27 protein-coding genes are annotated in these 26,669 nt (G+C 61.4%); 12 read left to right on the top strand and 15 right to left on the bottom strand.

The window, feature by feature from the left end; all coding sequences use genetic code 11:
* Nucleotides 1-12 precede the first annotated feature (12 nt).
* From JH25_RS08885 to JH25_RS08900, 4 genes are all read right to left on the bottom strand, one after another.
* On the bottom strand, nt 13-633 hold the full coding sequence (locus JH25_RS08885; RefSeq protein ID WP_032879376.1) for a heme acquisition protein HasA: 621 nt from the start codon (nt 631-633) through the stop codon (nt 13-15).
* A gap of 81 nt (nt 634-714) precedes the next feature.
* A complete protein-coding gene (locus JH25_RS08890; protein ID WP_032879374.1) occupies nt 715-3,372 on the bottom strand; it encodes a TonB-dependent receptor in 2,658 nt (885 codons plus the stop codon).
* Between the two features lie 222 nt (nt 3,373-3,594).
* On the bottom strand, nt 3,595-4,593 hold the full coding sequence (locus JH25_RS08895) for a FecR family protein (RefSeq protein WP_032879372.1): 999 nt from the start codon (nt 4,591-4,593) through the stop codon (nt 3,595-3,597).
* Between the two features lie 63 nt (nt 4,594-4,656).
* Nucleotides 4,657-5,178 (bottom strand): RNA polymerase sigma factor, encoded by a 522-nt coding sequence (locus tag JH25_RS08900; protein ID WP_032879370.1) that lies wholly within the window; start codon nt 5,176-5,178, stop codon nt 4,657-4,659.
* Nucleotides 5,179-5,383: 205 nt separating this feature from the next.
* Between JH25_RS08900 and aroQ the strand changes: the two genes are divergently transcribed.
* Both aroQ and JH25_RS08910 read left to right on the top strand, forming a co-directional pair.
* Nucleotides 5,384-5,830 (top strand): type II 3-dehydroquinate dehydratase, encoded by a 447-nt coding sequence (gene aroQ / locus JH25_RS08905; protein ID WP_005791645.1) that lies wholly within the window; start codon nt 5,384-5,386, stop codon nt 5,828-5,830.
* Nucleotides 5,830-6,678, top strand: a complete 849-nt coding sequence (locus JH25_RS08910; protein ID WP_032879368.1) for a shikimate dehydrogenase — start codon at nt 5,830-5,832, stop codon at nt 6,676-6,678. Before aroQ ends, JH25_RS08910 begins: the two co-directional genes overlap by 1 nt.
* 80 nt (nt 6,679-6,758) lie before the next feature.
* Here JH25_RS08910 and JH25_RS08915 read toward each other — a convergent pair whose 3' ends face one another.
* Together JH25_RS08915 and quiC are read right to left on the bottom strand one after the other, a co-directional pair.
* A complete protein-coding gene (locus tag JH25_RS08915) occupies nt 6,759-7,424 on the bottom strand; it encodes a TetR/AcrR family transcriptional regulator (RefSeq protein WP_032879366.1) in 666 nt (221 codons plus the stop codon).
* Nucleotides 7,425-7,499: 75 nt separating this feature from the next.
* A complete protein-coding gene (gene quiC, locus JH25_RS08920) occupies nt 7,500-9,401 on the bottom strand; it encodes a 3-dehydroshikimate dehydratase QuiC (RefSeq protein WP_032879364.1) in 1,902 nt (633 codons plus the stop codon).
* 226 nt (nt 9,402-9,627) lie between these two features.
* Here quiC and JH25_RS08925 point away from each other — a divergent pair, with 226 nt between their 5' ends.
* Complete coding sequence (locus JH25_RS08925) at nt 9,628-10,962, top strand: MFS transporter (RefSeq protein WP_032879362.1); 1,335 nt, start codon at nt 9,628-9,630, stop codon at nt 10,960-10,962.
* Between the two features lies 1 nt (nt 10,963).
* On the opposite strand, the gene JH25_RS08930 is transcribed toward JH25_RS08925, so the two are convergent.
* Nucleotides 10,964-11,842: a DMT family transporter gene (locus JH25_RS08930; RefSeq protein WP_005791650.1), complete on the bottom strand. Its 879-nt coding sequence runs from the start codon at nt 11,840-11,842 to the stop codon at nt 10,964-10,966.
* Nucleotides 11,843-12,026: 184 nt separating this feature from the next.
* Between JH25_RS08930 and JH25_RS08935 the strand changes: the two genes are divergently transcribed.
* From JH25_RS08935 to JH25_RS08945, 3 genes are read left to right on the top strand one after another with little or no spacing between them, the layout of a single operon-like run.
* Nucleotides 12,027-12,437, top strand: coding sequence for a membrane lipoprotein lipid attachment site-containing protein (locus tag JH25_RS08935; RefSeq protein WP_032879360.1), 411 nt, complete (start codon nt 12,027-12,029; stop codon nt 12,435-12,437).
* A 45-nt stretch (nt 12,438-12,482) separates the two neighbouring features.
* Nucleotides 12,483-13,370 (top strand): KPN_02809 family neutral zinc metallopeptidase, encoded by an 888-nt coding sequence (ypfJ, locus tag JH25_RS08940; protein ID WP_032879358.1) that lies wholly within the window; start codon nt 12,483-12,485, stop codon nt 13,368-13,370.
* Nucleotides 13,371-14,345 (top strand): hypothetical protein, encoded by a 975-nt coding sequence (locus JH25_RS08945; RefSeq protein WP_032879355.1) that lies wholly within the window; start codon nt 13,371-13,373, stop codon nt 14,343-14,345.
* 38 nt (nt 14,346-14,383) lie between these two features.
* On the opposite strand, the gene JH25_RS08950 is transcribed toward JH25_RS08945, so the two are convergent.
* Genes JH25_RS08950 through JH25_RS08960 form a run of 3 tightly spaced genes read right to left on the bottom strand, consistent with a single transcriptional unit; the run spans nt 14,384 to nt 16,445 of the window.
* The gene (locus tag JH25_RS08950) at nt 14,384-14,971 is read right to left on the bottom strand and encodes an HAD family hydrolase (protein WP_032879354.1); all 588 of its coding nucleotides are present in this window, start codon (nt 14,969-14,971) and stop codon (nt 14,384-14,386) included.
* Nucleotides 14,968-15,837, bottom strand: coding sequence for an acyl-CoA thioesterase II (tesB, locus tag JH25_RS08955; RefSeq protein ID WP_005791655.1), 870 nt, complete (start codon nt 15,835-15,837; stop codon nt 14,968-14,970). Before tesB ends, JH25_RS08950 begins: the two co-directional genes overlap by 4 nt.
* Nucleotides 15,838-15,875: 38 nt before the next feature.
* Entirely contained in the window at nt 15,876-16,445 is a 570-nt protein-coding gene (locus JH25_RS08960; protein ID WP_032879351.1) for a GNAT family N-acetyltransferase, read from the bottom strand.
* A gap of 76 nt (nt 16,446-16,521) precedes the next feature.
* Here JH25_RS08960 and JH25_RS08965 point away from each other — a divergent pair, with 76 nt between their 5' ends.
* Both JH25_RS08965 and JH25_RS08970 read left to right on the top strand, forming a co-directional pair.
* Nucleotides 16,522-17,442 (top strand): histone deacetylase family protein, encoded by a 921-nt coding sequence (locus JH25_RS08965; RefSeq protein ID WP_005791657.1) that lies wholly within the window; start codon nt 16,522-16,524, stop codon nt 17,440-17,442.
* A gap of 171 nt (nt 17,443-17,613) precedes the next feature.
* Nucleotides 17,614-18,840, top strand: a complete 1,227-nt coding sequence (locus tag JH25_RS08970) for a TIGR03862 family flavoprotein (protein ID WP_032879349.1) — start codon at nt 17,614-17,616, stop codon at nt 18,838-18,840.
* A 120-nt stretch (nt 18,841-18,960) separates the two neighbouring features.
* Here the strand turns inward: JH25_RS08970 and JH25_RS08975 are convergent, their stop codons facing one another.
* Both JH25_RS08975 and yedA read right to left on the bottom strand, forming a co-directional pair.
* Nucleotides 18,961-20,295 (bottom strand): DEAD/DEAH box helicase, encoded by a 1,335-nt coding sequence (locus tag JH25_RS08975; protein WP_032879347.1) that lies wholly within the window; start codon nt 20,293-20,295, stop codon nt 18,961-18,963.
* 48 nt (nt 20,296-20,343) lie between these two features.
* Complete coding sequence (gene yedA / locus JH25_RS08980; protein WP_032879345.1) at nt 20,344-21,240, bottom strand: drug/metabolite exporter YedA; 897 nt, start codon at nt 21,238-21,240, stop codon at nt 20,344-20,346.
* Nucleotides 21,241-21,400: 160 nt separating this feature from the next.
* Between yedA and JH25_RS08985 the strand changes: the two genes are divergently transcribed.
* Together JH25_RS08985 and JH25_RS08990 are read left to right on the top strand one after the other, a co-directional pair.
* Complete coding sequence (locus JH25_RS08985) at nt 21,401-21,862, top strand: Lrp/AsnC family transcriptional regulator (RefSeq protein WP_005791661.1); 462 nt, start codon at nt 21,401-21,403, stop codon at nt 21,860-21,862.
* A gap of 417 nt (nt 21,863-22,279) precedes the next feature.
* Entirely contained in the window at nt 22,280-22,591 is a 312-nt protein-coding gene (locus JH25_RS08990; protein ID WP_032879343.1) for a DUF3077 domain-containing protein, read from the top strand.
* Between the two features lie 140 nt (nt 22,592-22,731).
* Here the strand turns inward: JH25_RS08990 and JH25_RS08995 are convergent, their stop codons facing one another.
* The 3 genes from JH25_RS08995 to JH25_RS09005 form a co-directional block, all read right to left on the bottom strand.
* The gene (locus tag JH25_RS08995; protein WP_032879341.1) at nt 22,732-23,343 is read right to left on the bottom strand and encodes a 3'-5' exonuclease; all 612 of its coding nucleotides are present in this window, start codon (nt 23,341-23,343) and stop codon (nt 22,732-22,734) included.
* A 31-nt stretch (nt 23,344-23,374) separates the two neighbouring features.
* The gene (locus tag JH25_RS09000; RefSeq protein WP_005791666.1) at nt 23,375-23,851 is read right to left on the bottom strand and encodes a LabA-like NYN domain-containing protein; all 477 of its coding nucleotides are present in this window, start codon (nt 23,849-23,851) and stop codon (nt 23,375-23,377) included.
* 120 nt (nt 23,852-23,971) lie between these two features.
* Nucleotides 23,972-24,694: a DUF2076 domain-containing protein gene (locus JH25_RS09005; protein WP_032879339.1), complete on the bottom strand. Its 723-nt coding sequence runs from the start codon at nt 24,692-24,694 to the stop codon at nt 23,972-23,974.
* A gap of 183 nt (nt 24,695-24,877) precedes the next feature.
* On the opposite strand from JH25_RS09005, the gene JH25_RS09010 reads away from it, so the two are divergent.
* Both JH25_RS09010 and JH25_RS09015 read left to right on the top strand, forming a co-directional pair.
* Nucleotides 24,878-25,537: a YciC family protein gene (locus tag JH25_RS09010; protein WP_005791669.1), complete on the top strand. Its 660-nt coding sequence runs from the start codon at nt 24,878-24,880 to the stop codon at nt 25,535-25,537.
* A 41-nt stretch (nt 25,538-25,578) separates the two neighbouring features.
* Nucleotides 25,579-26,667, top strand: coding sequence for an endonuclease/exonuclease/phosphatase family protein (locus JH25_RS09015; RefSeq protein ID WP_032879337.1), 1,089 nt, complete (start codon nt 25,579-25,581; stop codon nt 26,665-26,667).
* Nucleotides 26,668-26,669 lie beyond the last annotated feature (2 nt).

Below are 26,669 nucleotides of genomic sequence, written 5' to 3'. Positions count from 1 at the left end.
GGCTTTTTTGCATCAGGCGGCCAGGGCGAAGTCTTGCGGCGCGTCCTGAATCCCGACCAGGCCCACATCGGCAGCGGCGAACGCAGCCGAATCCTGATGCGCCACACCGGCGGCGGCCAGTTGGTCGAAGGTGGAGTTGACCGACAGGCTTGGGTCGATGCCCTTGAGCAAGGTGTCGATTGCCGAGGCCAGCGCCGAACTGTCACCGCTCATCAGGCCGTACACGATTTTGTGCACCTGGCCGTCACGGCCCTCGGACTGCAGACTCGACAGGCCCAGGTTGGTGAAGCTGACTTCCTGGTTGGCGATGCTGTAGCCACCGCTGGTTGCGCCGCCGGCGAGGGTATCGCCCAGGGTCAGGCCATCGAGCGAGCCCCACAGGGTGTGGGTCGGCGGATTGAACAAGGTGTAATGCAGGCTGCCTTCGGCAACCACTGCTGCATCACTGACGCTGCTCGATACGCCATATTGGGTGCCGTCGAACGGCCCAGGATTGAAACCACCGGTGTTCACACCCTCTTTGACCGAACCTTCACGGTGGTTGAGATCACCGAAGTAGGCCGACCAATCGCTCAGGTACTGGGCGACGGTGCTAGCGGCGTAGGTCGTGCTGTATGAAATAGAAATGCTCATGCAAAACTCCAAGTCATTGGGTGGTCACTCCGCAGCAAGCAATTGCCTGCTGTGGTTTTGCCCGTTACTGGGCAAAAGCGGTCAGAACTGATATTCAACGGTGCCCTGCAACGTGCGCCCACGGCCCAGGGTGAAGGCCAGCACGTCGCCCAACGGCACCAGGTAGGCGCGATCGGTGACGTTTTCCATGGCCAGGCGCAGGGTCAGTTGATCGGTGGCGCGGTAACTGCCGTAAAGGTCATAGACGGTGTAGGGCTTCCAGTCGGCGGGGTAGACGCCGGTTTGCGCGGTGGTTACCCCGGCGGCGCCTTTGACGTAGTAGCCGGCGCTGTAGCGAGCGCGCACGCCCACATCCAGCTTGCGTTCAAGGAACCGTGCGCCCAGGGTGGCGGTGCCACGGTCCATGGGCATGTGTTCGGAAGAGCCCAGGATCGCGCTGCAACCCACGCCAGCATTGGCCGCATCGTCCGGTACCATCGCATCCACCGGCGCCCGGTTGCCGGGCCGCTTCTGGGTTTTGGTCACGCCGCCGAGCCAGGCGGTTTTGCTGCAGAACTTGTTGCTGCCGAGCATCCGCGTGTAGTTGAACTGGCCGTAGGCAAAGCCGGCGTCGTAATCGAGCTGGTACTCAAGGCCACGAAAACGCGTGGTTTCCAGGTTGTTGACGTAGGCCGCACTGCCGATATTGACGTTGCCATAGCCGGGTGGCTGCACGCCCAGGGCCATATAGGAAAAGTCATCGACCCGGGTGTTGAAGTACGACACTTTCATGCCCGCGCGATCATCGGCGAACAGCAGGTCTTGCTTGAGCACATTGAACCCGACTTCCCACGCAGTGGATCGCTCCGGCTTGAGGTAGGGGTTGGGGAGAATCGACTCCGAACCACCGCCATGGGGCCGACCGCTGACCAGGGCTTCGGTCACCGCCGGCGGACGCCAGCCCTTGCCGTAGGTGGCGAAGAGCTGCAACCAATCGACGCCGGGCTTGATCGACAGCCCGAAGGTCGGGGAGAAGCGGCCCTCCTCGCGATCCACGTCGTAGTTGACCGGCACCCCAATCTGGCGGGTGGTGCCGAGGATGAACGTGCGGGTGTTCAAGCCGGTTTCGCCGCGCAGCCGATAGCGGTCATAACGCAAGCCGGCGTTGAGGTTCAGCCAACCGTCGTAGTCCAGATCCAGGCGCCCGAACACGCTGCCCATCGCGCGGTCGCCTTTGGGCGTGATGCTTTCCGCCGCCGACGCCGTCAGCGCCGAGCCGGCTTCTACGGCCTGGTTGGAATCGGGCCGAACCTTATCGTAGAAAAACTCCAGCCCGTAGTTGGCCTTGAGTGCGGCCAGCTCGGTCAGGGCAAAGGTCGAGGTGTTCTGCGCCTGCACGCCATAGGTATTGGTTTGATAGGTAACGTCGTAACCCTTGCTGATCCCCCTGGCCAGCGTGGATTGGTCATTGCGGGTATCCACATGGTAAAGCTTGGCCTTGAAGTCGATCAGCGGGTTGTCCGGTGCATAGCTGTAATCCAGCGCGAAGTTCTGCGCCTTGACGTTGCTGCTGCCGAGCTTTTCCCACAACTGGGACTTTTCGGCGGTCATCATGTTGACGTCGTCGTAGTCGACCTCGGTGACCAGGTAGCTCAGTTGCAGACGCTGATCAACTGGCAGGTTGAGCCCCAGCTTGAGCAGGCGCGAGCGCATCACCGAGCCTGAATAGGCGACCGTGCTGTGCTTGATGCGCTCTTCACTGGCCGGCATGTACGCCGCACCGGTACGCAGCTCGCCGATGCTGCCCTTGGTGCCGGGGTTGTAATCGCCCAGGTGACGCTCACTGGCGGCCACCAACATGTCCCACACGTCGGTCCCCACGGCAAACGCCGAACTGCCGATAAAGTGCGTGCCGTTGCTGCGCCCGCCCAACCCGGTGGTGAGGCGAATGCGCCCGCCGATTTGCTTGCCGTCCTTGAGCAGGTCGGCGGCCTCCACGGTACGGAAATTGGCCACCCCGCCAATCACGCCCGCCCCGCCTTGGGTTGAGGTCGCGCCCTTTTCGATCACCACTTCGGACAACAACTCGGGGTCGACATACAGCGTGCCATTGCGTTGCTGGTGGCCGCTCTGCTGGTAATTCTGGCGCATGCCATCGACCGACATATTGACCCGGCCATAGTCCTGGATACCGCGGATATTCACGGACAGGCCAGGGTCTTGCTGGCTGACGGCGGAATAGACGCCAGGCGCCTCTTCGAGCATCTCGGCAGCATGGCGTGGCGGGTTGCGGTCCAGTTGCTCGCGATCGACCACGCTGACCGAACGTGGTGTTGAATACACCCAGTCCTGCTTGTGCAGGCCGGTGATGGTGGTGGTGCCCAAGGCCAGCGCTCCGGCCTGTTGCTCGACGCGGGTCAAGGTGACCTGGCGCTCGCCGGTGAAACGATATTCAACCGGTGCGGCACCCAGCAGGCGGCCAAGACCTTCCTGCACGTCGAAGCTGCCCTTGAGCGCGGAGCTGCTCAACCCTTGCAGGCGCTGGCTGTCGAACAGCACTTGCAGGCCCGCCTGATCGGCGAACGCCAGTACTGCACTGCCCAGGGATTGCGCAGGAATGTCGAACCTCAACACAGCAGATTGGGCTGCGCCAGCCGCAGGCTGCACGGCATGCACCGGCGCGGCGACGGCAAACAATCCCAAGTGAATGGCCAGGGCCAACCGGCTGCCGGTGATACGCCCCTTGGTGAGTGCTGACATGTGTGGTTATCCCTGCGCTAAGCGTTTTTTGTTTATGCGAATGCTTCTCACCTAGCAAGACGCGCGAGACGCGAGAAGTCAGTAAGGCTTTTTAGAAATTTTTAATGAGGGTTTGAAAACCAGCCCGCGTGTGGCGGGGGAGCTTGCTCCCGTTCGACTGCGCAGCAGTCGCAAGCAAGCTTGCTCGCCACAGGACAGAGCTGCTGCCGATAACGCGAAAGGTCAATAGATCAGGCTGAGGCCGGCCAGGTCCAAGCGTTGCACTTGAAGTTCCTGGGTCAGGGTGGCGAGTGCGCTGTCGAGCATGTCCAGGCGGAAGACACCGCTGACTTCGCGCTCACCCAAGGCCGCGTCGGTCAACACTACCCGCCCGGGGCGGTAACGGTTGAGTTGCTCGATAACCTTGGCCAACGGCTGGCGGTCGAAGATCAACACACCGCGCCGCCAACTGGTGGCGCGATCCACATCAAACTGATCAAGGCTGACCACGCCGTCACTTAGGCTGTAACGCGCAGCCTGGCCTTGCTGCACAACGCGCTCGACCGGGCCTGTGGTCGGTGAGGCCTGCATAGACACCTCGACGCTGTGCTGCAGCACACCGACCCAGGCCTGGCTCTGGCCCTCACGCTCGACCACAAACCGCGTGCCCAGCGCCCGGGTCTGGCCCCCGGCGCTGTGCACCACGAACGGCCGGGTTTCTTCGCCTTTCATCGGCGCCACATCAAAAACCGCCGAGCCCTGGAGCAGGCTGATACCCCGCTGCACGCCATCGTAATCCAGGCGAATGGCGCTGGCGGAATCCAGCTCCACCCTACTGCCGTCCGCCAGGTGCACCGTGCGCACCTCTCCCTTTTGCGTGACGTAGTCGGCCTGCATGTGCAGCAACACGTCGGGCCCGCGTAGCCAGCCGACGCCGGCCACCACCACGACCAGCGCCACAGCGGCTGCACGTTGCCACGGCCTTCTGCGTTTGGTGCGGCGCACGGGCGGGGTCGGCGCGGCTGGCCGTTGTCGGTGTAAGGGCTCGTCCTTATGTACTTCACCCAATGCCGCCCAGGTCTGCTCGGCAAACCGCAGCGCCCCTTCGTGACGGCTGTCGCGGGCGATCCACTGGCGCAACTCGGCCTGCTCCTGTTCGCTCAGGGCACCGGCGTGCAGGCGCACCGCCCATTCGGCAGCCGCCTCGGTAATGCTGTGCTGTTGCGGACCCTGGCTATTCACGTGTGAATCTCGAATTTTCGTTATGTAGACGCTCTGACGTCTGGCCTGGCATTTTTCGGTAATTCATTCGTCGGATGGCGCCACCTCGCCTTCCTGCAAGCGCTGCATCACATAGGCCAACGCCTTGGCCAGATGCTTTTGCACTGAGCTGTCGGAGATAGCCAGGTGCCGGGCGACCTGGGCGTGGGTCATGCCTTCGATACGGTTCAAGCGAAAAATCTGCTGGGTGCGCTCCGGCAGTTCCGCCAGTGCCTGCTTCAATGCCTGTCGCTGTTGCTGCGCCATTGCCTGAGCCTCCAACCCGGCCACGTCATCTTCGATCTCGGCCAGCGCCTCATGGGGCACGGTGTCGGTCTTGCGCCGCGCTTCCTGACGAATATGGTCGATCAGCAGATTGCTTGCCGTTCGATAGAGATAGCCCTGGGAGTTGTCGATGCGCTCACCGGCCGGTTTTTCCGCCAGCCGCAGGAAGCTCTCCTGCACCAGGTCTGCGGCCAATTGCGGGTCCCGTACCTTGCGCGCCAGATACCCGCGCAGGGTATCGGCGTGCTTGAGAAACAGGCCCTTGAGATCCACGTCCGACAAACCGACTCCCTGGAATGTATAGGAAACAGGCGGGCATCTTAAGCGTTGTCGAGAATGATTTTCAATTGATATCTAATCTGATCGGGCCGTAAGAGGTTGTTGATAACAGTTCGATAACCGCACAGATCCGCTGCGATCAATTGACCAAACTAACCAACCAGTACATTTTACCCACATAACCAATAAGAACTGTGGAGATCCCGCTATGCCGCCCATCGTGCTGGTGCTCAACGGCCCCAACCTCAACCTGCTCGGCACCCGCGAGCCGGCCACTTATGGCCATGAAACCCTGGCTGACATCGCCGCCCTGTGTGGTCGCAGCGCCACTGAACTCGGGCTGAAAATCGAGTTTCGCCAGACCAACCACGAAGGCGAACTGCTCGACTGGATCCACGGCGCCCGTAACCGTTGTGCGGGTATCGTGATCAACCCGGCAGCCTGGACCCACACCTCGGTCGCGATCCGCGATGCGCTGGTGGCCAGTGAAGTGCCGGTGATCGAAGTGCATTTATCCAACGTGCACGCGCGCGAAGCGTTTCGTCAGCATTCATTTGTATCGCCCATCGCCAAGGCCGTGCTGGCCGGGTTTGGCAGCCACGGCTACCACCTGGCGCTTGAGCACTTCAGCCAGACACTCAAGGGACGCGCCTGATGAAACCGCGCATTCTCGCCGGCCTGATCGGCGCCGGTATCCAGGCTTCCCGCACCCCTGCCCTGCATGAACTCGAGGGTGACGCCCAGGGCCTGCGCTACCTGTATCGCCTGATCGACCTTGAGCCGCTGCACCTGGACCTCGACGCCCTGCCGGAATTACTGCGGGCCGCCGAGCTGATGCACTTCAACGGGTTGAACATTACCTACCCGTGCAAGCAGGCGATCCTGCCCCTGCTTGATGACTTGTCCGACGAGGCCCGGGGCATTGGTGCAGTCAACACCGTGGTGTTCAGGGACGGTAAACGCATCGGCCACAACACCGATTGCCTGGGCTTCGCCGAAGGGTTTCGCCGCAACTTGCATGACGTTGCCCGCCGACACGTGGTGCAGATGGGCGCCGGAGGCGCGGGCGCAGCGGTGGCCCATGCGCTGCTGGCAGAGGGGGTCGAGCACTTGAGCATTTTCGACGTGGACGCCTCCCGCGCCCGCGACCTTGTGGATAACCTCGCGCAGCGCTTCGGCCTTGGTCGTGCCCAGGTCGGCACTGATCTGGAAAATGCGATGGCCGAGGCCGATGGTTTAGTCAATACCACGCCGATGGGCATGACCAAGCTGCCCGGCACACCGGTCCCCGCGGCGTTGTTGCGGGCAGGGTTGTGGGTCGCGGAAATCGTGTATTTCCCGCTGGAAACCCAACTGCTGCGCGACGCCCGCGCATTGGGTTGCCGCACCCTGGATGGCGGCAACATGGCGGTGTTTCAGGCGGTGAAGGCGTTTGAGTTGTTCAGCGGTGAAGTGGCGGATGCAGACAGGATGCTGGCGCACTTCCAGAGCATGAATGGCTGACTGCCGAAACAGAGTTCAAATGTGGGAGGGGCGGTGCGACGATTCGACTTGCCCCCTCCCACATTGGCCCAGCGCTGAACTCAGGCTTGCAGGTAGCGCAACACCGACTCGCAGATCATCTCCCGGTGCCGGTGCTTGATCGCCTCATCCGACAGTTCGATCTGGAATATCTCGCTGAAGGTATGCCGGTTGGAGACCCGGTAAAAACTGAACGAGTTGATCAACAGGTGCACGTCCAACGGCTCCAGCCCTTCGCGAAACAACCCCAGTTCGGCGCCACGGCGCAAGGTCTCGCCCAGCCCTTCGAGGATCTTGCTGTTCATCGCCTTGATGGTCTCGGTACGTTTGACGTACTCGGCGTTGTGGATATTTTCGATGCTGACGATGCGCACGAAATCCACGTTCTGGTCATGGTGATCGAAAGTGAATTCCACCAGCCGGCGAATCGCCTCACGCGGCTCCAGGGCCGTGAGGTTCATGCGGGTTTCAGTGTTGCGGATATCGCCGTAGAGCTTCTCCAATACCTCGACGTATAACTGCTCTTTACTGCCGAAGTAGTAATAGATCATGCGCTTGGAGGTGTGGATGCGCTCGGCGATGGCGTCCACGCGAGCGCCGGCCAGGCCCTGTTGAACAAACTCGACAATGGCTTCCTGGAGAATATTCTCGCGGGTCTTTTCCGGATTGTTCTTGCGACTCTTGCGCGGTGCGTCAGCTACCGCGGGGAGATCGGGACTCGGGGTCATGGTGCGCTCACGGCCATTGTTTGCAAGCGCTGATTATGGGCCGCGGCGCTTCCCGAAGGAAGCACCTGCCTGCGGTTATAGCCGGGCCTGGCGTACCGCCCCACTGCGCGACTTGGCCATCGCCGCCAGACGCACCGCTACGTTGGCCGCGCCGTAGCCGGCATAGCCGTTCTTGCGCTGGATGATCTCGAAGAAAAACCGCCCTTCGAACGCCTCGGTGTACACATGAAACAACTCACCGCCCTGGGCGTCGCGGTCGTACAGCACGTTGTAATACGCCAGCTCACTGAGGAACTCATCGTCGAAATCGAAGCGCGCCGCCAGGTCGTCGTAATAGTTGAGTGGAATATCCAACAACGGCACGCCGGCCTCTTTGGCCCGGCGCACCTCGGCGAAAATATCCGCACAATCGAAGGCAATATGGTGCACGCCCGAACCGCGATAGCTGGAAAGCGCGTGGGAAATCGCCGTATTGCGGTTTTCGGAGATGTTCAGCGGCAGGCGAATCGAACTGCAACGGCTGCGCAACGCACGGCTCTTCACCAAGCCGTAGGGGTCGGGCAGCACCACTTCGTCATCGGCTTCGAAATCCAGCAGGCTTTTGTAGAACAGCACCCAACTGTCGAGGCTGTCCGCCGGCAGCGCCATGGCCATATGATCGATGCGCAACAAGCCACCGCTGGCAGGTGTGGCCACTTGCAGGTTGAAATCGGTGTCGTACAGCCCGCCTTCGCTGGGGTCCACCAGGTAGATCAGGCTGCCGTCCGGCGCACGCACCGCGGCCAATTCCAGCTCGTTGGGGCCGACCAGGCCGCGATAAGGCTGGCCCTTGTAGGCCACCGCCCGCTCCAGGGCCTTGGCGCTGTCTTTGACCCGAATCGCGGTGGCGCACAGCGATGGGCCATGGGCCTCGAAAAAGTTGTGGGCGAAAGAATAGGGTTCGCAGTTGAGGATCAGGTTGATGTCACCCTGGCGCAACAGGCTCACATTCTTCGAGCGATGCTGACCGGCCTTGGCGAAACCCAGGCGCTCCAGCCAGTGGGTCAGTTTGGCGCCGAGGCTTTCATCCACGGCAAATTCAAGAAACTCGATACCGTCATATTCGCTGGCCGCCGGGGTTTCAAACAGGATGTCCACGGGCGCAGCGGGGGCTTGTTCAGCCAGGCGTTGGCGGGTTTTTTCTTCCAGGTATAACAGTGACCGCAAGCCATCCGCCGCATTCGCCCGAGTCGGCGCGGCGCGGAAACCGTCGTTGAAAATTTCCAGGGACAACGGCCCGGTGTAGCCACTCTGGATGATTGGAGCAAGAAAGCCCGCCAGGTCGAACTCGCCCTGCCCCGGGAAGCAGCGGAAATGCCGGCTCCACTCCAGCACATCCATGGCCAGGATCGGCGCGTCGGCCATTTGCACAAAGAAAATCTTGTCGCCGGGGATCTGCGCAATGGCGCTGGGGTCGCCCTTGAGCGACAAGGTGTGGAAGCTGTCGAGCAACACGCCCAGGCTTGGGTGATCGATCTGGCGCACCAGGTTCCACACCTGCTGCCAGGTGTTCACATGCTTGCCCCAGGCCAATGCTTCATAGCCGATGCGCAGGCCACGCTTGCCCGCGTGTTCGGCCAGCAGGCTCAAGTCATCGAGCAGAATACGTTCGTCGCCCACGCTGTCGGCCGAGGCATTGCTGCACACCAACACCAGGTCGGTGCCCAGCTCTTGCATCAAGTCAAACTTGCGCTCGGCGCGCTCCAGGTTGCGCGCCAGGCGGTCGCGGCGGCATCCTTCGAAGTCGCGAAACGGTTGGAACAAGGTGATGGCAATGCCCAGGTCGGCGCACATCTGCCTGACTTCCCGGGGGCTGCCGTCGTAATACAACAAATCGTTCTCGAAGATTTCCACCCCATCAAACCCGGCGGCGGCAATAGCCTCAAGCTTTTCCGGCAGGGTGCCGCTCAAGGACACAGTGGCAATAGAACGTTGCATGGAAGACTCCCGGCAATTGTTGTTTGTGGCAAATTATTCGCCCCCAGCCTACAGGCAGCAATTAAAATGTACGAACCGGTTAGTTTTTGGTGCGATTATCGAACACTATGCCCCTTTGGCGAATTGACGACTTTTTAACCACTGCGCACCATCGACCGGGCAATTCGCTCATGTAACAAAGACCCAGAACACACCATAAGAATTTCAAAAAAACGGGTACGACCTCATGCCTCTGCAAAATCCAGCCCTGGCCACGCGCCCGGGCAACCCGCACGCCGGCATCGGCGACAAGATCCGCGGTGCCCTGGCCGTGGGTAAAACGCGCTGGGGCATGCTGGCCCTGGTGTTTTTTGCCACCACCCTGAATTACATCGACCGCGCCGCCCTGGGCGTGATGCAACCGATCCTGGCCAAAGAAATGAGCTGGACGGCGATGGACTACGCCAACATCAACTTCTGGTTCCAGGTCGGCTACGCCATCGGCTTTGTGCTGCAAGGCCGCCTGATCGACCGCGTAGGCGTCAAGCGCGTGTTCTTCTGCGCCGTGCTGCTGTGGAGCCTGGCCACCGGCGCCCACGGTCTGGCCACTTCGGCGGTGGGCTTTATGGTCTGCCGATTTATCCTCGGCCTGACCGAAGCCGCCAACTACCCCGCCTGCGTCAAGACCACACGTTTGTGGTTCCCGGCGGGTGAACGTGCGGTGGCCACCGGCATCTTCAACGCCGGCACCAACGTCGGCGCGATGATGACACCGATGCTGCTGCCGTTGATCCTGCACGTGTGGGGCTGGCAGGCGGCGTTCCTGTGCATGTCGGCACTCGGCGCGATCTGGCTGGTGTTCTGGGGGTTGAAGTACTACAACCCGGAAGACCACCCAAGCGTTAAACAATCGGAACTGGACTACGTGCAACAGGAAGTCGAGCCCGAACAGCCCCGCGTGCCGTTCAGCCGCATCCTGCGTATGCGTGGCACCTGGGCCTTCGCCATCGCCTACGCGCTGACTGCGCCGGTGTTCTGGTTCTACCTGTACTGGCTGCCGCCGTTTTTGAACCAGCAATACAACCTGGGCATCAACGTGACGCAGATGGGCATTCCGCTGATCATCATTTACCTGACCGCCGACTTCGGCAGCGTGGGAGGCGGGATTCTGTCGTCATTCCTGATCGGCCGCGGGATGAACTCGATCAAGGCGCGGCTCTTGTCGATGCTGCTGTTCGCCTGCTGCATAGTCGGTGTGATCATGGCGGCCGGCTCCAGCCAGCTGTGGGTCGCGGTGTTCGCCATCTCCCTGGCCATCGGCGCCCACCAGGCCTGGACCGCCAACATCTGGAGCCTGGTGATGGACTACACGCCCAAGCACATGATGAGCACGGTGTTCGGCTTCGGCGGCATGTGCGCGGCCATCGGCGGCATGTTCATGACCCAGATCGTCGGCCATATCCTCACGGTGACCAACAACAACTACACAGTGTTATTCACCCTGATCCCGGCGATGTACTTCATTGCGCTGACCTGGATGTACTTCATGGCTCCGCGCAAGATTCCTACCGTCGACCTTTGACCTACCTGCGCCGCTGCTGCCAGGCAGCGGCCAACCCGCTCATGCAGATCACCCCGATACCGACCACCGTGGTTGTATCGGGGGTATGGCTGAACACCAGCCAGCCCAACAACCCCGCAAACACAATCTGGCAATAGCCAAACGGCGCCAGCAAGGCCGGCGCCGCAAAGCGGAACGCCTGGGTGAGCATCAGGTGTGCCGTCATCCCGCAGGTCCCCAGTGCCAGCATCAGCACGCCATGCCACAGGCTCGGCACCTGCCAGAAGAACGGCACCATGGCGCTCATGACCAGGGTATTGCACAGCCCGGCGAAGAAGTTGCTGGTGGTCGGCGTATCGAACTTACTGAGGATGCGCGTCAACAGTTGGTAAAAACAGAAGAACGTCGCCGAACACAACGGCAACAGCACCGCCGGCGTGAACAGTTCGCCGCCGGGATGGATGATGACCAGCACCCCGATAAAGCCGCAGATCACCGCCAGCCATTGGCCGCGTGTCACGTGTTCGCCCAACAGCGGCACCGACAGCGCTGTCACCAGGATCGGCGCGAGGAAGTTCACCGCCGTGGCCTCGGCCAATGGGATGTAGTGCAATGCGGCGGTGAAAAACAGGCTGGTGCCCAACAGGCACAATGCCCGCACCACCTGCATACCCGGGCGCTTGCTGCGCAGTACGCGCAAGCCTGATTGCGGCAGGAAGATCCCGGCCATCAGCAGGGTGTGCACCAGGTAGCGCGCCCACACCACCATCACAATGGGGTAGAACCCGGCCAGGTATTTGGACAAGGCGTCGTGGCTGGAGAACAGGAACGTCGCCACCACAATCAGCAGGATGCCTTTGAAGGGATGGTTGACGCCTGAGAGGGGGGTACTGACAGTCATGGAATTCTCTTGCTGGCGGGCTGAACGCGATGGTACTCAACCCGGTAATCTAGCAGCCGGGCCAGCGCCTGCTCCAAGAGCATAACCAAACAGCGGGCGAACAGCGCACTAAATCACTGGAATCGAGTCCAACCCTGCACGCTCGCCCAGGCGTTGCACACTTTTTAATCAAGGCCTTGCCGCTATGAAAAAAATCCTCTTTGTTCTGTCTGCCCTCGCCCTGCTTACCGCCTGCGATAAAGCCAAGGAAGCCCCCAAGCCCGCGCCGCCGTCTGTACAGGCGACCCTGGTGCCGCAAACGCCCCCCACCGATCAATGGGTCGGCAAATGGATCGGCGTCGAAGGCTTGCACCTGACCATCGCCAAGGACGACAGCATCGGCCGCGGCCACTACCTTCTGACCATGCAATACGGCCTCGACGCCGACAGTTCCGGCACCTTCAAAGGTGAAGCGAACGAAGATGGCATCGCCTTCACCCGCCCCGACGGCCCGCAGCTGTTGCGCGCCGGAGACGGCGCCGCCACCGGCCTGAAATGGCTGGCGGATAAAAAAGACTGCCTGATCGTGACCACCGGCGAAGGCTATTGCCGTTAATACCGACCATAATCAATCACGGTTAGCACACAGAGGAATGCTCCCATGCTATGGAAAAAAGGCCGACGCAGCGACAACGTGGTGGATGCCCGCGATGACAGTGGCGGCGGCGGTGGCGGTATGCGCTTTGGCGGCGGCAAGGGCCTGAGCCTGACGGCCATTGTGCTGATCGTCGGCATTGGTTGGCTGACCGGCCAGGACCCGATGCAGATCCTTGGCCAGTTGACCGGCCAGATGGAACAGGCGCCGTCGGTGAGTTCGCAATCGCGCCAGGCGCCACCGGCCAACGATGAGCACGCCGATTTTGTGCGCGCAGTGCTGGGCGACACCGAAGACACCTGGGGCCAGGTGTTCCAGGAAAACGGCCTGGCCTACAAGAACCCCAAGCTGGTGCTGTTCCGTGGCCGGGTGAACTCCGCCTGCGGTGGCGCCACCTCGGCCAGCGGCCCGTTCTATTGCCCGGCTGACCAGCAGGTCTACCTGGACCTGGATTTCTTCCGCGAAATGTCGCAACGCTTCCAGGCCGCCGGCGATTTCGCCCAGGCCTACGTGATCGCCCACGAAGTCGGGCATCACGTGCAAACCCTGCTCGGCATCTCGTCCAAGATCCAGGCGGCGCGCCAACAGGGTCGGCAGATGGAAGGCGATGGCGGCCTGCTGGTACGCCAGGAGCTGCAAGCCGACTGCTTTGCCGGGGTGTGGGCCAATCGGGCGCAAAAACGCCTGAACTGGCTGGAGCCCGGCGATATCGAAGAAGCCCTGAATGCAGCCAACGCCATTGGCGATGACCGCTTGCAGCAACAGGGGCAAGGGCGCGTGGTGCCGGACTCGTTTACCCACGGCACCTCGGCGCAACGGGTACGCTGGTTCAAGACCGGCTTCGCACAGGGCCAGATCACTCAATGCGATACCTTCGCGGCCAAGAGTCTCTAAATGATCAAACGATTGGGGTTGCTGCTGGGTGTGTTCGTGTCCTGCTGCACCCTGGCGGCTGAACACGGCGTCAAGGTGGTCAGCCCCGATCGCTTTCATCTGGAGGCCGGCGACCTCAGCCTTGGCGTAAGCCAGGACTGGCGCCAGCCGCTGCCCAAGGTCACGCGTGCGCTGATCATCGTGCATGGCCGCCTGCGCAATGCGCAGACCTATCTGCAAAGCGGTATCGACGCCGCCACCCATGCCGGGGTTGGCGGCACTACGCTGGTGATCGCGCCGCAGTTTCTGAATCAATCGGACGTGAAGCGTAACCACCTGGGCAATCAGGTATTGCGTTGGAAGGGCAACGACTGGATGGCTGGCGAAGCTTCCACCGCGCCTGGGCAGGTCAGTTCTTATGGCGCTCTGGACCAGATCATCAAGCACCTGGGCAACCGCAAGCTGTTCCCGGCGCTAAAGGAAATCGTGATCGCCGGGCATTCCGGTGGCGGCCAGGTCGTCCAACGCTTCGCCCTCACCGGCCATGACCACCCATTGCTGCAGAGCGAAGGCATCAGCCTGCGGTACGTGGTGGCCAACCCATCGTCCTACGCCTACTTCAGCCCGCAGCGGCCGGTGCCGTTCGATACGGCCAGTTGCCCAAGCTTCAACGACTGGAAATACGGCATGCAAAAACTGCCCGATTACGTGGGTGACCGAGGCGCCCAGCAACTGGAAAAAGCCTACGTCTCACGCGACATCACTTACCTGTTGGGCCAGCAGGACACCGACCCCAACCACCCGGCACTGGATAAAAGCTGCGAGGCCGAAGCCCAGGGTGCGTACAGGCTGATCCGTGGGCATCACTACTTTGACTACCTCAAGCTGCGCCATCCGCAGTTGAGTCACAAACTGGTGGAAGTGCCGGGGGTGGGGCATGACGGGGATAAGATGTTTACCTCGCCAGAGGGAGAAAAGGTGCTGTTTGCCCAGTAGCACCTGAAGGAACCCACATTTGATCTCCGTCGCCTGGGTTAGATCATTCGGCGCAGCGCCGCACAATCCTCGGCATGCCAATCCGCCAATTCCGGCCACGGGTTATCCGGCAAATTGACCAACACCGTCCTGGCCCCCGCCGCCCGGCCACAATCCAGGTCAAAGCGATAATCCCCCACCATCACCATCTCGCTCGGCGCTACCCCCCAGGCCGCCGCCAGTTTCAACAGGCCACCCGGATCAGGCTTGTGCGGCGCGTCATCACGCCCCAGCACATCCTCAATGGCAAAGCAGTCCGCCAAGCCAATCGCATCCAGGGTGATATGGGCCAGCTCCCGCGCATTACGCGTCAGGATCCCCAGGCGATAACCACGCCCGGCTAATTCCCTTACCAACTCAACGGCACCTTCGGCCGCGACCGAACCCAGCGCCAACTCGCGCTCATGCTCCAGCAACCAGGCATGTTTGGCTGCCGCAACATCCGCCGGCAATGCAGCCAGGTGCGTGAGGATGTCGTCCTCAGGCGCAATCTCCAACGCCACGCGAATGGCGGCAAAGTCATGCACTGCCACCGTCAGCGTGCCGTCCATGTCGAACACCCAATGTTTAACGTCTGACAGGCTCATGCCCAGTCCTTGCGATGGCGGATCAAGCCTTCCTGGGTCACCGATGCCACCAGTTGCCCGGCGCGGTTGTACACGCTGCCGCGGGAGAAACCCCGGGAGTTGCCGGCCCATGGGCTATCCATGGCGTACAGCAACCAGTCATCGGCACGCAGGTCAGCGTGGAACCACAGCGCATGGTCGAGGCTGGCCACCTGCATGTCTTTCTGCCACACGGTCTTGCCGTGGGGCAGCAACGAGGTGGTCAACAGGCCGAAGTCCGAGGCGTAGGCCAGCAAGTACTTATGCAGCGCCGGCGAATCCGCCAGGGCGCCGTCGGCACGAAACCACACGTACTTGACCGGGTCGGACGGCTGCGGGTTGAACGGGTCTTTTTCGGTGACCGGGCGCACTTCGATGGGCTTGGGGCACAGCAGCTTGTCGCGCATGTGCTCGGGGATCAGGTGCGCACGCTGTTGGGTCAGCTCCAGCTCCGACGGCAGATTCTCCGGGCCCACCACCACCGGCATGGTGGTCTGGTGCTCGAAGCCTGCTTCGTCGTACTGGAACGAGGTGGTACAGGTAAAGATCGGATGGCCCTTTTGAATCGCGGTGACACGGCGCGTGCTGAAGCTGCCGCCATCGCGCACACGGTCCACCGAATACACCACCGGCAACGCGGCATCGCCAGGGCGCAGGAAATAACCGTGCAGGGAATGCACATGCCGCGCTTCTTCTACGGTCTGGCTGGCCGCCGACAACGACTGACCCAGCACCTGGCCGCCGAACAACTGGCGAAAGCCCAGGTCCTGGCTACGGCCGCGAAAGAGGTTCTCCTCGATCGGCTCCAGGGTCAGCAAGTCCACCAGATCTTCCAATACTTGGCTCATAGAGCAACTCCTACAATCAATAGGGCATTCCGGGCTGCTTATCCGTGCAGCGTGTCCAACCATTGGGCGCGGGTGATGCGGTACAAAACATGCGGGCGCAGCGGGTCACCGGCTGCGACTTTGGGGTGTTCGAAATCTGCCTGCGGATCGTAATGCATACCGATGGCCTGCATGACTTTTTGTGACGGCAGATTGGCCTCGGTGGTAAAGGCGACGACTTCGTCCAGCTGCAAGCGATCAAAGCCGCAGCGCAATGCCGTCCAGGCCGCCTCACTGGCATAGCCCAGGCCCCAATGCTCACGGGCCAGGCGCCAACCAATCTCCACCGCCGGGGTGAAGCCCGCTTCGAAGCTGACATTCGCAAGGCCCGTCACGCCGATAAATTCACCGGTGTCTTTGCGCTGCAACGCCCAGAAACCAAAGCCATATTCAGCGAAATGCCCGCGAATCCGGCCGATCAGCGCGGCGCTCTCCAAGTGGCTCAATTGAGCCGGAAAGTAGCGCATCACCTGCGGGTCAGCGCACATGCGCGCAAATTCCGGCAGGTCGCTGTCGCGCCATTGGCGCAGCACCAAGCGTGCACTTTCCAATTCCAGTATCGGCTCCATGGGTCCCCCTGCCTTGCCATGTGCGTGAGTGTACAGCGCTGTTAAGATCCTTCGCAGGTTCCCGTCAGAAAATCCCATGCCCTTGCCATTGATCTACCACGAAGACTACAGCCCTGAGTTCCCGGCGGACCACCGCTTCCCCATGGACAAGTTTCGCCTGTTGCGTGACCACCTGGTGGACAGTGGCCTGACCCAGGACAGCCAATTGCTGCGCCCGCAGCTGTGCCCGGCAGACATCCTGGCCCTGGCCCATGAACCTGGGTATATCGAACGCTACATGGGCGGCGAACTGTCTCGCGAAGACCAGCGCCGCCTCGGCCTGCCCTGGAGCGAAGCCCTGGCGAGGCGCACCGTGCGTGCGGTGGGTGGCTCGATACTGGCGGCTGAACAGGCCCTCGAACATGGCCTGGCCTGCCATTTGGCCGGTGGTACCCACCATGCCCATTACGATTATCCGGCGGGATTCTGCATTTTCAACGACCTGGCAGTGATCAGCCGCTATCTGCTGGCCAGCGGCCGGGTCAATCGCGTGCTGATCTTCGATTGCGACGTGCACCAGGGCGATGGCACTGCACGCATCCTCCACGACACACCGGAGGCCATCACCGTGTCGCTGCACTGCGAAAAGAACTTCCCGGCACGCAAGGCCCAAAGCGACTGGGACATCCCGCTGCCCATGGGCATGGGCGATGCCGACTACCTCAAGGTAGTGGATGACGCGCTCAACTATTTGCTGCCGCTCTACCAGCCCGACCTGGTGCTGTACGACGCTGGCGTGGATGTACACAAGGACGACGCCCTCGGTTACCTCAAGCTGACAGACGCAGGCGTCGCCGCCCGCGATGAAAGCGTGATGCGCCACTGCCTGGGCCGCGACATACCGGTGATGGGCGTGATCGGCGGCGGTTACAGCAAAGACCGCCCCGCCCTCGCCCGTCGTCACGGCATCCTGCATCACAGCGCGCAACGGGTGTGGACGTCATCAGGCTGTCATTGAACTATGGGCGTTACCCACAATGCCTGTGGAACGGCCTGTGGATAACTTGAGCGTAAGCGGCTGCACGCGAGTGGCCGCATGGCCTGTAGGAAAGTGTACGTTTTTTGATCAGGCAGCGGCGTCGTGGTCGGGTAGAATGCTCGGCCTATTCACATCACCGTAGCCCTGCCCATGCCTCAGACTTCTGCCCACCACGTCTCCATTATCGGCGGTGGCCCTGCCGGGCTGATGGCTGCCGAAGTCTTGAGCCAAGCGGGCGTGCGGGTCGACCTGTACGACGGCATGCCTTCGGTGGGGCGCAAGTTCCTGCTGGCCGGTGTCGGCGGCATGAACATCACCCACTCCGAAGCCTACCCCGCGTTCCTGTCGCGCTATGCCGAACGCGCCCCGCACATGGCGCCGCTGTTGCGCAGCTTTGGCGCCGAGGCGTTGTGCGAATGGATCCATGGCCTGGGTATCCAGACCTTTGTCGGCACCTCCGGCCGCGTATTTCCTACCGACATGAAAGCCGCACCGCTGTTGCGCGCCTGGCTCAAGCGCCTGCGGGATCAAGGTGTGGTTATCCACACCCGACATCGCTGGACAGGTTGGAATGCCGAAGGCGGTTTACTTATCCACAGCCCGGACGGCGAGAAAGTTGTCCACAGCGACGCGGTGTTGCTGGCCCTGGGCGGCGGCAGTTGGTCGCGCCTGGGCTCCGACGGTGTGTGGCTGAACCTGTTTGAAGGCAAAGGCCTGCCCTATGTGCGCCTGCAACCGAGCAACTGCGGGTTCGAAGTGTCGGCGTGGAGCGAGTTGATGGTCAGCAAATTCGCTGGCGCACCGTTGAAAAACGTCGCCATTGGCCTGGGGGATGACAAGCCTCGGCTGGGTGAATGCGTGATAACCGCCACCGGTATTGAAGGCAGTTTGATTTACGCCTTGTCGGCGCCAATTCGCGAAACGATCAACCGCAGCGGTGCAGCCACGGTGCATATCGATTTGCTGCCGAGCAAGCCGCTGGACAAAGTGCAGGCCGCATTGGCCAAGCCCCGGGGTTCGCGGTCGATGAGCAAGCACTTGCACAGTCAGTTGGGGTTGGATGGCGTGAAAGCAGCCCTGCTGCGCGAGCTGACGCCCGCTGAACACTTCACCGATCCGGCGCAGTTGGCAGTGGATATCAAGGCGTTGCCGCTGACATTGGTGAGGACGCGGCCGATGGATGAGGCGATCAGTACGGCGGGGGGTGTGCCGTTTGAAGCGCTGGATGAGCGGTTGATGCTCAAGCCATTGCCTGGGGTGTTTTGTGCGGGGGAAATGCTGGACTGGGAGGCGCCCACTGGTGGGTATTTGCTGACGGGGTGTTTTGCCAGTGGCAGAGCGGCTGGGCTGGGGATGTTGGAGTGGCTTAATCGCTGAGATCTGGGGTGGGTTCAAAGCCGCCATCGCAGGCAAGCCAGCTCCCACCTTTGACTGTATTCACAATTTAAAGGTGGGAGCTGGCTTGCCTGCGATGAGGCCATCAGCCACAGCGCAAAATCACTTCTTCTTACGCGGCCCAGTATTAAACACCGGCACCTTGCGCACTGGCTTAATCGACGGCTCAGCCGGCGCCACTTCGCCACTGTCCACCCACTTGCCCAGGTTGCGCTTACCGCCACCACCGGACGCTTTGGGTTTCTTCGGTTTTTTCGGCTTCTTCACCACCTGCCCGCTGGCATCGGTATCCGGTACACGATGCTCCGGCTCGAAATCCGCTTCCATTTTGCGGGTAAGGGTCTGGCGGGTCAGCATCTCGATCGCCGAGAGCATGTTCACCTCATCAGCGCACACCAGGGAAATCGCCTCCCCAGTGTTGCCCGCGCGCCCGGTACGGCCAATACGGTGGATGTAGTCCTCGGCCACGATCGGCAGGTCAAAGTTGACCACCAGCGGCAGGTCTTCGATATCCAGGCCACGGGCCGCCACATCAGTGGCCACCAGGATTTGCACCTCGCTGGTCTTGAAGCGGTCCAGTGCGCGTTGGCGGGTAGCTTGGGGCTTGTCGCCATGGATGCCGTCGGCGTTGATGCCCAGGCCCTGCAACTTGTCCACCAGGGCGTCCACGCCGTTGCGGGTCTTGGCGAAAACCAATACCTGCTTCCAACGGCCCTTGCGCATCAGGTGCACAAACAGTTCAGGCTTGCGCTTCTTGTCCACCGGCACCACCCACTGCTTGACGGTGTTGGCAGCGACGTTGCGCGGGCTGACTTCGATGCTCAGCGGGTCGTTGAGCATCTGCCCAGCCAACAGGCGGATGTCATCGGAGAAGGTCGCAGAGAACAACAGGGTCTGGCGCTTTTTCGGCAACATGCGATAAATGTTGGCAAGCTCTTCGGAGAATCCCAGGTCGAGCATACGGTCGGCTTCATCCAGCACCAGGGTTTGCAGCTGGTTGAGCTTCAGCGCGTTCTGGCGGAACAGGTCGATCAGGCGGCCAGGGGTGGCGACCAGAATGTCGACGCCTTTGCGCAGCTTCATCATCTGCGGGTTGATGCTTACCCCGCCGTATACCGCGTAGGTGGTCAGCGGCAGGTGCTGGGCATATTCAGCGACGCTGGCGTGAACCTGCTCGGCCAGTTCGCGAGTCGGGCACAGGATCAGCGCACGCGCCGAGTTGGCGGCGACTTTCGGCCCTTCCATGGTCAGCAGTTGCAGCAGCGGCAAGGCGAAACCTGCGGTCTTGCCGGTGCCGGTCTGGGCCGCGGCCATCAGGTCGCGACCGGCCAGCACCGCCGGAATGGCTTGCGCCTGCACCGGCGTCGGGGTCTGGTAGCCAAGCGTCTCAAGGGCGCGCAGCAAGGGTTCGATCAGGCCAAGGGTGGCGAAAGTCATGTAGTTACCGTAGGAAAAATTCAGCGCAAGGGCGTAATGCGCGGCAGTTTACCTTATTTCCGGCTTGGGCTTGCGCCACTGGGGCAGGCTGATCAGCAACACGGCGCTGATGATCACCAGCATCGCCAAGGCTTCTTCCAGGCCGATGGTCTCACCGACGAATACAATCCCCAGCAACACCGCCACAGCCGGGTTCACGTAGGCATAGCTGGTCGCCGCTGCCGGACGCACATGCTTGAGCAGATACATGTAGGCGTTAAAGGCGATGATCGAACCGAATACCGTCAAGTAGGCCAGGGCCAGCCAGCCTTCCAGCGGCGGCATGGCCTGCAGGTGCTCGCCCGACAGCGCGCTGACAATCAGCAGCGCCACGCCGGCCACTAGCATTTCTGCGGCACTGGCCATGGCGCCCTGGGGCAGTGGCAGGTGGCGGCTCCACACCGAGCCGAAAGCCCAGGAGGCCGCCGCGACCAACAGCAAAACTGCACCCGATGGGCTTGATTGCAAGGTACTGCCCATATTGAGCATGGCGATGCCGATGATGCCCAGAATCACCCCGGCCCACTCCAGCCGCGTATTACGCGCGCCCCAGAAAAAACCGCACAACAGGGTAAACAACGGCACGGTCGCCACGGCCAATGCCGCCACACCGGACGACACACCCATGTGTTCGGCCACGCTGACACCACCATTGCCCACGGTGAGCAACAAAATGCCGATCATCCCGGCGGCCTTCCACTGCGGCCAGGTTGGCGCCGGCACCCCGCGCCACCTGAGGAAGCCATACATCAACACACCCGCCGTGCAAAACCGAATCCCCGCCAGCAACAGCGGCGGCCAGAACTCCACACCGATGCGGATCACCAGGTAAGTGGAACCCCAGATCACATACAACGCAAAAAAGGCGGCGATCAACGGTAAGGGAAAGCGACGTGGGCCAGGCATTGGGCGGCTCTATGGCAGGAAAAGGGAGACTTATTCTAGAAACGAAGGTGGATAAACTTAAGTTACAAAACCTGTTTAAACCGCCCATACACTTTTCAAACCATGGTTATGATGGCTATAACCCGTGCTTTCGAAAGCCACGCGCCACCGGAGCCTTACCATGGACAAATACGACCGCATGCTGCTCAGCGCCCTGCTTGAAGATGGCCGTGCTTCCTACGCGCAACTGGCGCGCACCGTGAACCTCTCCGCCCCCGCCGTGGCCGAACGCGTGGCCAAGCTTGAGGCCAGCGGAGTGATCACCGGGTACCAGGCCAAAGTGGATCTATCCAAAGTCGGTTTGCCGATTCAGTGCGTAATTGAACTGCGGCTGACCAATCACGGCAGCCAGAAGGTGTACGACGCCCTGGCGCAAATTCCCGAACTGACCGAATGCCACCGGGTCACGGGCGACCCGTGCGTGATCATGCAAGCGGCGGTAGGCACCATGCCGCAGCTGGAAGACCTGATTAATCGAGTGGCGAAGTTCGGGTTCAGCAAGACCTCGATTATTTTGTCCAGCGCCATAGAACGGCGGGTGCCGTTGGGGCAGTTGGAAGCCAATGGGAAAAATGGTGGCTGACCTACCGCCATCGGGAGCAAGCCCCCTCCCACACTTGATCTGTGAACACCTTCAAAATGTGGGAGGGGGCTTGCTCCCGATGGCGTCATTAGCTTCATCGCAAGACCAATCTCTTTCATTTGCGGGACGTTTCCGAGAGAATCCCACGGCCTTGTTTCCGTCGGATTCGGTAGCTAGTCTCGCCCTGTCATCGAATGTTCGGTGACCGGACGTGCAAGTCCGACGACGGTAATACGCATAGCCTTAACTCTCTACGCCTGGGTGTATCTCTGGCGTTAAGTGTCATGGCAGCTGTACGCGGGAGATCTTCGGATCTACCGGACTCCGTCTCGGTCTTGCACACCTGCGTACTGCTGCCACCCTAATTCGTGTGCAAGCGAACGGTTGCAGCTTCTTACCTGACGGAGAAGTTTCACCATGGTCAAAAAAGTCACCCCCGATCCACCCAAGTCCAAAACCGACTTCCTCAGCGAAGACGCCCTGCTCCACCGTCGCGCCATCGACTACTACCTCAAGGCATCCGCCCCGGATGCGCCCATTTTTATCCTGAATGACAACCTGAGCTTCGAAGACGCCCTGGCCCATGCGGCGGATTTGTTGCATTGCGCGGTGGAGACGGCACATGGGTCGGGCGAGGTGATGAAGGCGCCGCAGCGGGCGGTGATGCATTTGGTGGAGATGGCGAAGGGAGTGGTGGACCAGGCGTTGGCGTGCACACAGCCTCGATAGGCGCCGCATCACTAAATGTGGGAGGGGGCTTGCTCCCGATGGCGGTGTATCAGCCAGCTTATTTTTAGCTGACACACTGCTATCGGGAGCAAGCCCCCTCCCACATTTGGATCTTTGGTGTGCTTGAGAGGGTGGCTGGTTTAGAACCCGCGATGCTTTTTCAGGTGCTCATTGATTTTGGCGGCAGGTACTTTCTGCAAGGTGCATAACAGGTCATGGGACAGTTCGCGCAGGCCGTGGGTCTGGCGCAGTTGCTGGGCCAGGTGGGCCGTGAGGTTGGCGGCCATTTCCGCATCCGCCAGCGCCCGGTGAGCCTGGCCGGTGTGGGGCAGTTTGGCGTAGGCGTTGAGGGTGCCGAGCTTGTGGTTGGGCGCAGCCGGCATCAGGCGGCGGGCCAGCAGCAGGGAGCAGGCGAATTTCTGCAGGCGGGTGCGGCGGATCAGGCCGAGCTCATAGTCCCAGAACTTCTGGTCGAAGGCGGCGTTGTGCGCCATCAAGGGCGTGGTGCCGACGAACTCATTGACTTCGTTCATCACCCGTTCAGCCGGTGGCGCACCGCGCAGCATGGCGTTGCTGATGCCGGTGAGCTGTTCGATAAAGGCCGGTACGCGCACACCGGCGTTCATCAGGCTCTGGTAGCGGTCCACGATTTGACCGCGCTCGAGGATGACCACGCCAATCTCCGTGGCCCGGCATTGGCTGCTGGGGGTGATGCCGGTGGTTTCAAAGTCGATGACCGCTATACGTTCCAAACCTGCTCCAACTCCATTCAACAATCTATTTCTATTTGAGCAACAACGCGCCTTCGATCGGCACGTAGTGGCTGGCGGCGCGTATCAATGAGTTGGCCGTCAGCCCCGGCACGCCGTAGGCCACGGCCCGCACGCCATGCTTTTGGATGATGCGTTCGAGCAGCATGTCGAAATCGCCGTCACCGGAGGCCAGTACGATTTCGTCGACATGGTCGGCGGCGTCCATGATGTCGAGGGTGATGCCCACGTCCCAGTCGCCCTTGGCCGAGCCATCGCTGCGCTGGATATACGGCTTGAGTTTTACCGTAAAGCCCAGGTTGCGCAGGATCTGCTGGAATTGCTGCTGCTTGCTGTCGCCACGGTCGATGGCATACGCGTACGCCTCGACAATCTGCCCGCGAGCGCTGATGTCAGCCCACAGGGCAGCGTAGTTGAAGTGGCAGCCATAGGCTTGGCGCACGGTGTAGTAGAGGTTTTGTACATCGGCGAACACTGCAATTTTCTTCACCGCACTTCCTCATGGACAGCCAGGCGCCAGCGCCCGGAAAGGGCGCCAGTATGCCAGCCAAGGGAGCGTTTCCGGGAAAAAATCAGACCGGAGCGCCGTGGCGCCCCGGGCCAAGAGGTGTCAGACGAAAGAATCGTCGTCGCCAAAGGAAGAGGAATCGTCGGAATAATCGCTGTCAGCCAAGTTGTCAGAGTTGCTGCCCCAACTGTCATTGCCAGCAAACTTTTGGTCATCGTTGCCCCAGTCACCCTGGTCGCTGGCCGGTGCCGGTTGTTCGATGATTTCTTCCACCACCTGTGGCTGCGAGTTGTGATGGAACAGGCTGCTGATACCTTCGGCGAGCAACACACCACCGGCCACACCGGCGGCGGTCTTCATGGCACCGCCGAGGAAGCCGCTGCCCACGGGTGCGCCAGCCGGTGCTTGCGGCGGTTGATAGTTTTGCTGCGGTGCTGACTGGTTGAACGACGGCCGCGCCGGCTCACGCCAGCCGCCACCGGAGTTGTTCGGCGCAGGCTGTGGCTCGCGGGAGCTACCGCCAAAGATGCTCGACAAAAACCCACCACCACTGGCCGGCGCCGGTTGCGCCGACTTGGCCCGCTGCAGTTCGTCCTGCAATTGCTGGATCTGTTGCGCCTGTTGCTTGTTTTGCGCATCCAGAGCCTGGAGCGCATGTTCCTGCACCAGCAATGACTGGGTCATGTAGTAGCCGGCGGCCGGCTGGCGAGTCATGTGCTCCTTGATCCGCGCTTCGGCCTGGGCGTCGCGGGGGGCTGAGTCCGTTTCGGCTTGCTGCAACCGTGAAAACAGTCCATCGATCAGGGTTTGCTCTTCGCTGTTCATGGCGACCTCGTTAGATTGCCGATAAAAAAATCCGGTCCCGCCTGTGATCAGGCCGGGTGCCTTCCAGTTATGGGGATGTTACGAGTTGTTTCAATGGTCTTTACTCAAGGTTTACGTTTGCGCCCCTTTGGACCCTGATCGGTTAAAGTGTGGCCCTCTGCTTCCAGGCCTGTGATGACCCTGATGAATCCGTTAGACGTTTTGCGCGACTCCTTGCGTTTTACCCAGCGCAACCTGGGCGCCATCGTGCAGTTGTGCCTGCCGTTGGTGATCCTCGAAGCCCTGCTGCAACAAATACTGGACCACACGCTGGGCCCGGATGCGTTTCCCGGCTACAGCGTGGTCGTGGGTTTATTGGTGTACCCGCTGTACACCGGCGCCTTGATTCTGTTTCTCGACGCCCGCACCCGTGGCGAGTCGCCACGCACCAAGGATGTATGGGCCATGGCATTGAGCCTGTGGCCGCGCTTCGCCCTGCTGACGGCCATGAGCACGTTGTTGATATTGCTGGGCCTGTCGCTGTATTTCCTGCCGGGCTTGTGGCTGATGGTGGTGTTGGCGTTTGCCGAATACCTGCTGGTGCTGCGCGGTATGCCGGCCCTGGAGGCGATGAAGGAGAGTTTTCGCCTGACCCGCGGGCATTTCTGGCGAATCCTGGTGTGCCTACTGTGCGTGATGACGCCGTTGTGGCTGCTCAAGGGTGCCAGCGTGGCGGCGTATCCCGAGCCCGCGCCGCTGCTGGGGCTGTTGATGGACAGTGCGCACAGCTTCCTGCAGTTGTTTACCAGCGTGGTGCTGTTCCGTTTATTCATGTTGATCGGTGGCGACGCCGACGCGCGGTGATATGCTCCGTGCCTCTTCTGACACGCATATAAGCCGAGCCGATGACCCGTTTATTGCGCATCACCCTGTTGAGCCTGTTGATCATCGCCGGCCTGCTGGCCGCGCTGATCTACAGCCTGACCTGGCGCCCTGCCGACAAAGAAACCCTGCCCGTCAGCTGCGTGGCACCCCGTGCGCCGACGCTGCTGCCGGGGCAGGCGCTCAAGGTCATGACCTGGAATGTGCAATACCTGGCCGGCAAGAACTACGTGTTCTGGTACGACACCCCGGACGGCAGCGGCCCGGACGATCGCCCTACCGTCGAAGACATGGCCTTCAGCCTCGACGAAGTGGCCCGGGTGATCCGCGACGAACAACCCGACATCCTGCTGTTGCAGGAGCTCGACGAAGGCGCCAAACCGTCCCACTATCAGGACCAGCTTGCGCTGTTGCAGGAGCGTCTGGTCGACCTCTACCCGTGCAGCGCCCAGGCCTTCGACTGGAAAGCCGACTTTGTGCCCAGCCTGCATATCTTCGGCAGCGTCGGGCGCAAGCTGGCGACACTCAGCCGCTACCAGATCGAGCACGCCGAACGCTTGCAACTGCCGACCGCCGATGCCAACGTCATCAGCCGCCAGTTCCAACCCAAGCCAGCTCTGCTGCTGACATATCTGCCCTTGAGCGATGGCGGCCAACTGGCGGTGCTCAACACCCGCCTGGACGGCGGCGCACCTGGGCGCAGCGCGGTGCAGGAGCAAGTGGCAAGCACGGTAAAACTGCTGGATAAACTCGAAGGTCGCGGCACACCCTGGTTAATTGGCGGGGATTTCAACCTGCTTCCACTGGGCCAGTTCCTGCGCCTGGACGCTGGCAAGCGCGGCCAGTACTCGCCGGACAGTGAGTTGCATCTGCTGTGGGACAAATACCCGATGATCCCCAGCAACAGCCAATCCAGTGGCATCGACCGTGAGAAATGGCTGACGCACTTCCCCAACGATCCAAGCCTTGATGGCCCGGATCGCACCCTGGATTACCTGTTCTACAGCTCGCGGATCAAACGCGTGGAGGCGAAGGTGCGCCAAGACGATACGTTGCGTATTTCCAACCACCTGCCGGTAATCGCCCGCTTCCTGCTGCCTGCCGCGCAATAACC

The sequence above is a fragment of the Pseudomonas sp. BRG-100 genome, assembly GCF_000737955.1.
Taxonomy (GTDB): Bacteria; Pseudomonadota; Gammaproteobacteria; order Pseudomonadales; family Pseudomonadaceae; genus Aquipseudomonas; species Aquipseudomonas synxantha_A.
Note: the sequence above shows the minus strand (reverse complement) of the source record. Positions and strands in the feature narration are given on the sequence as shown.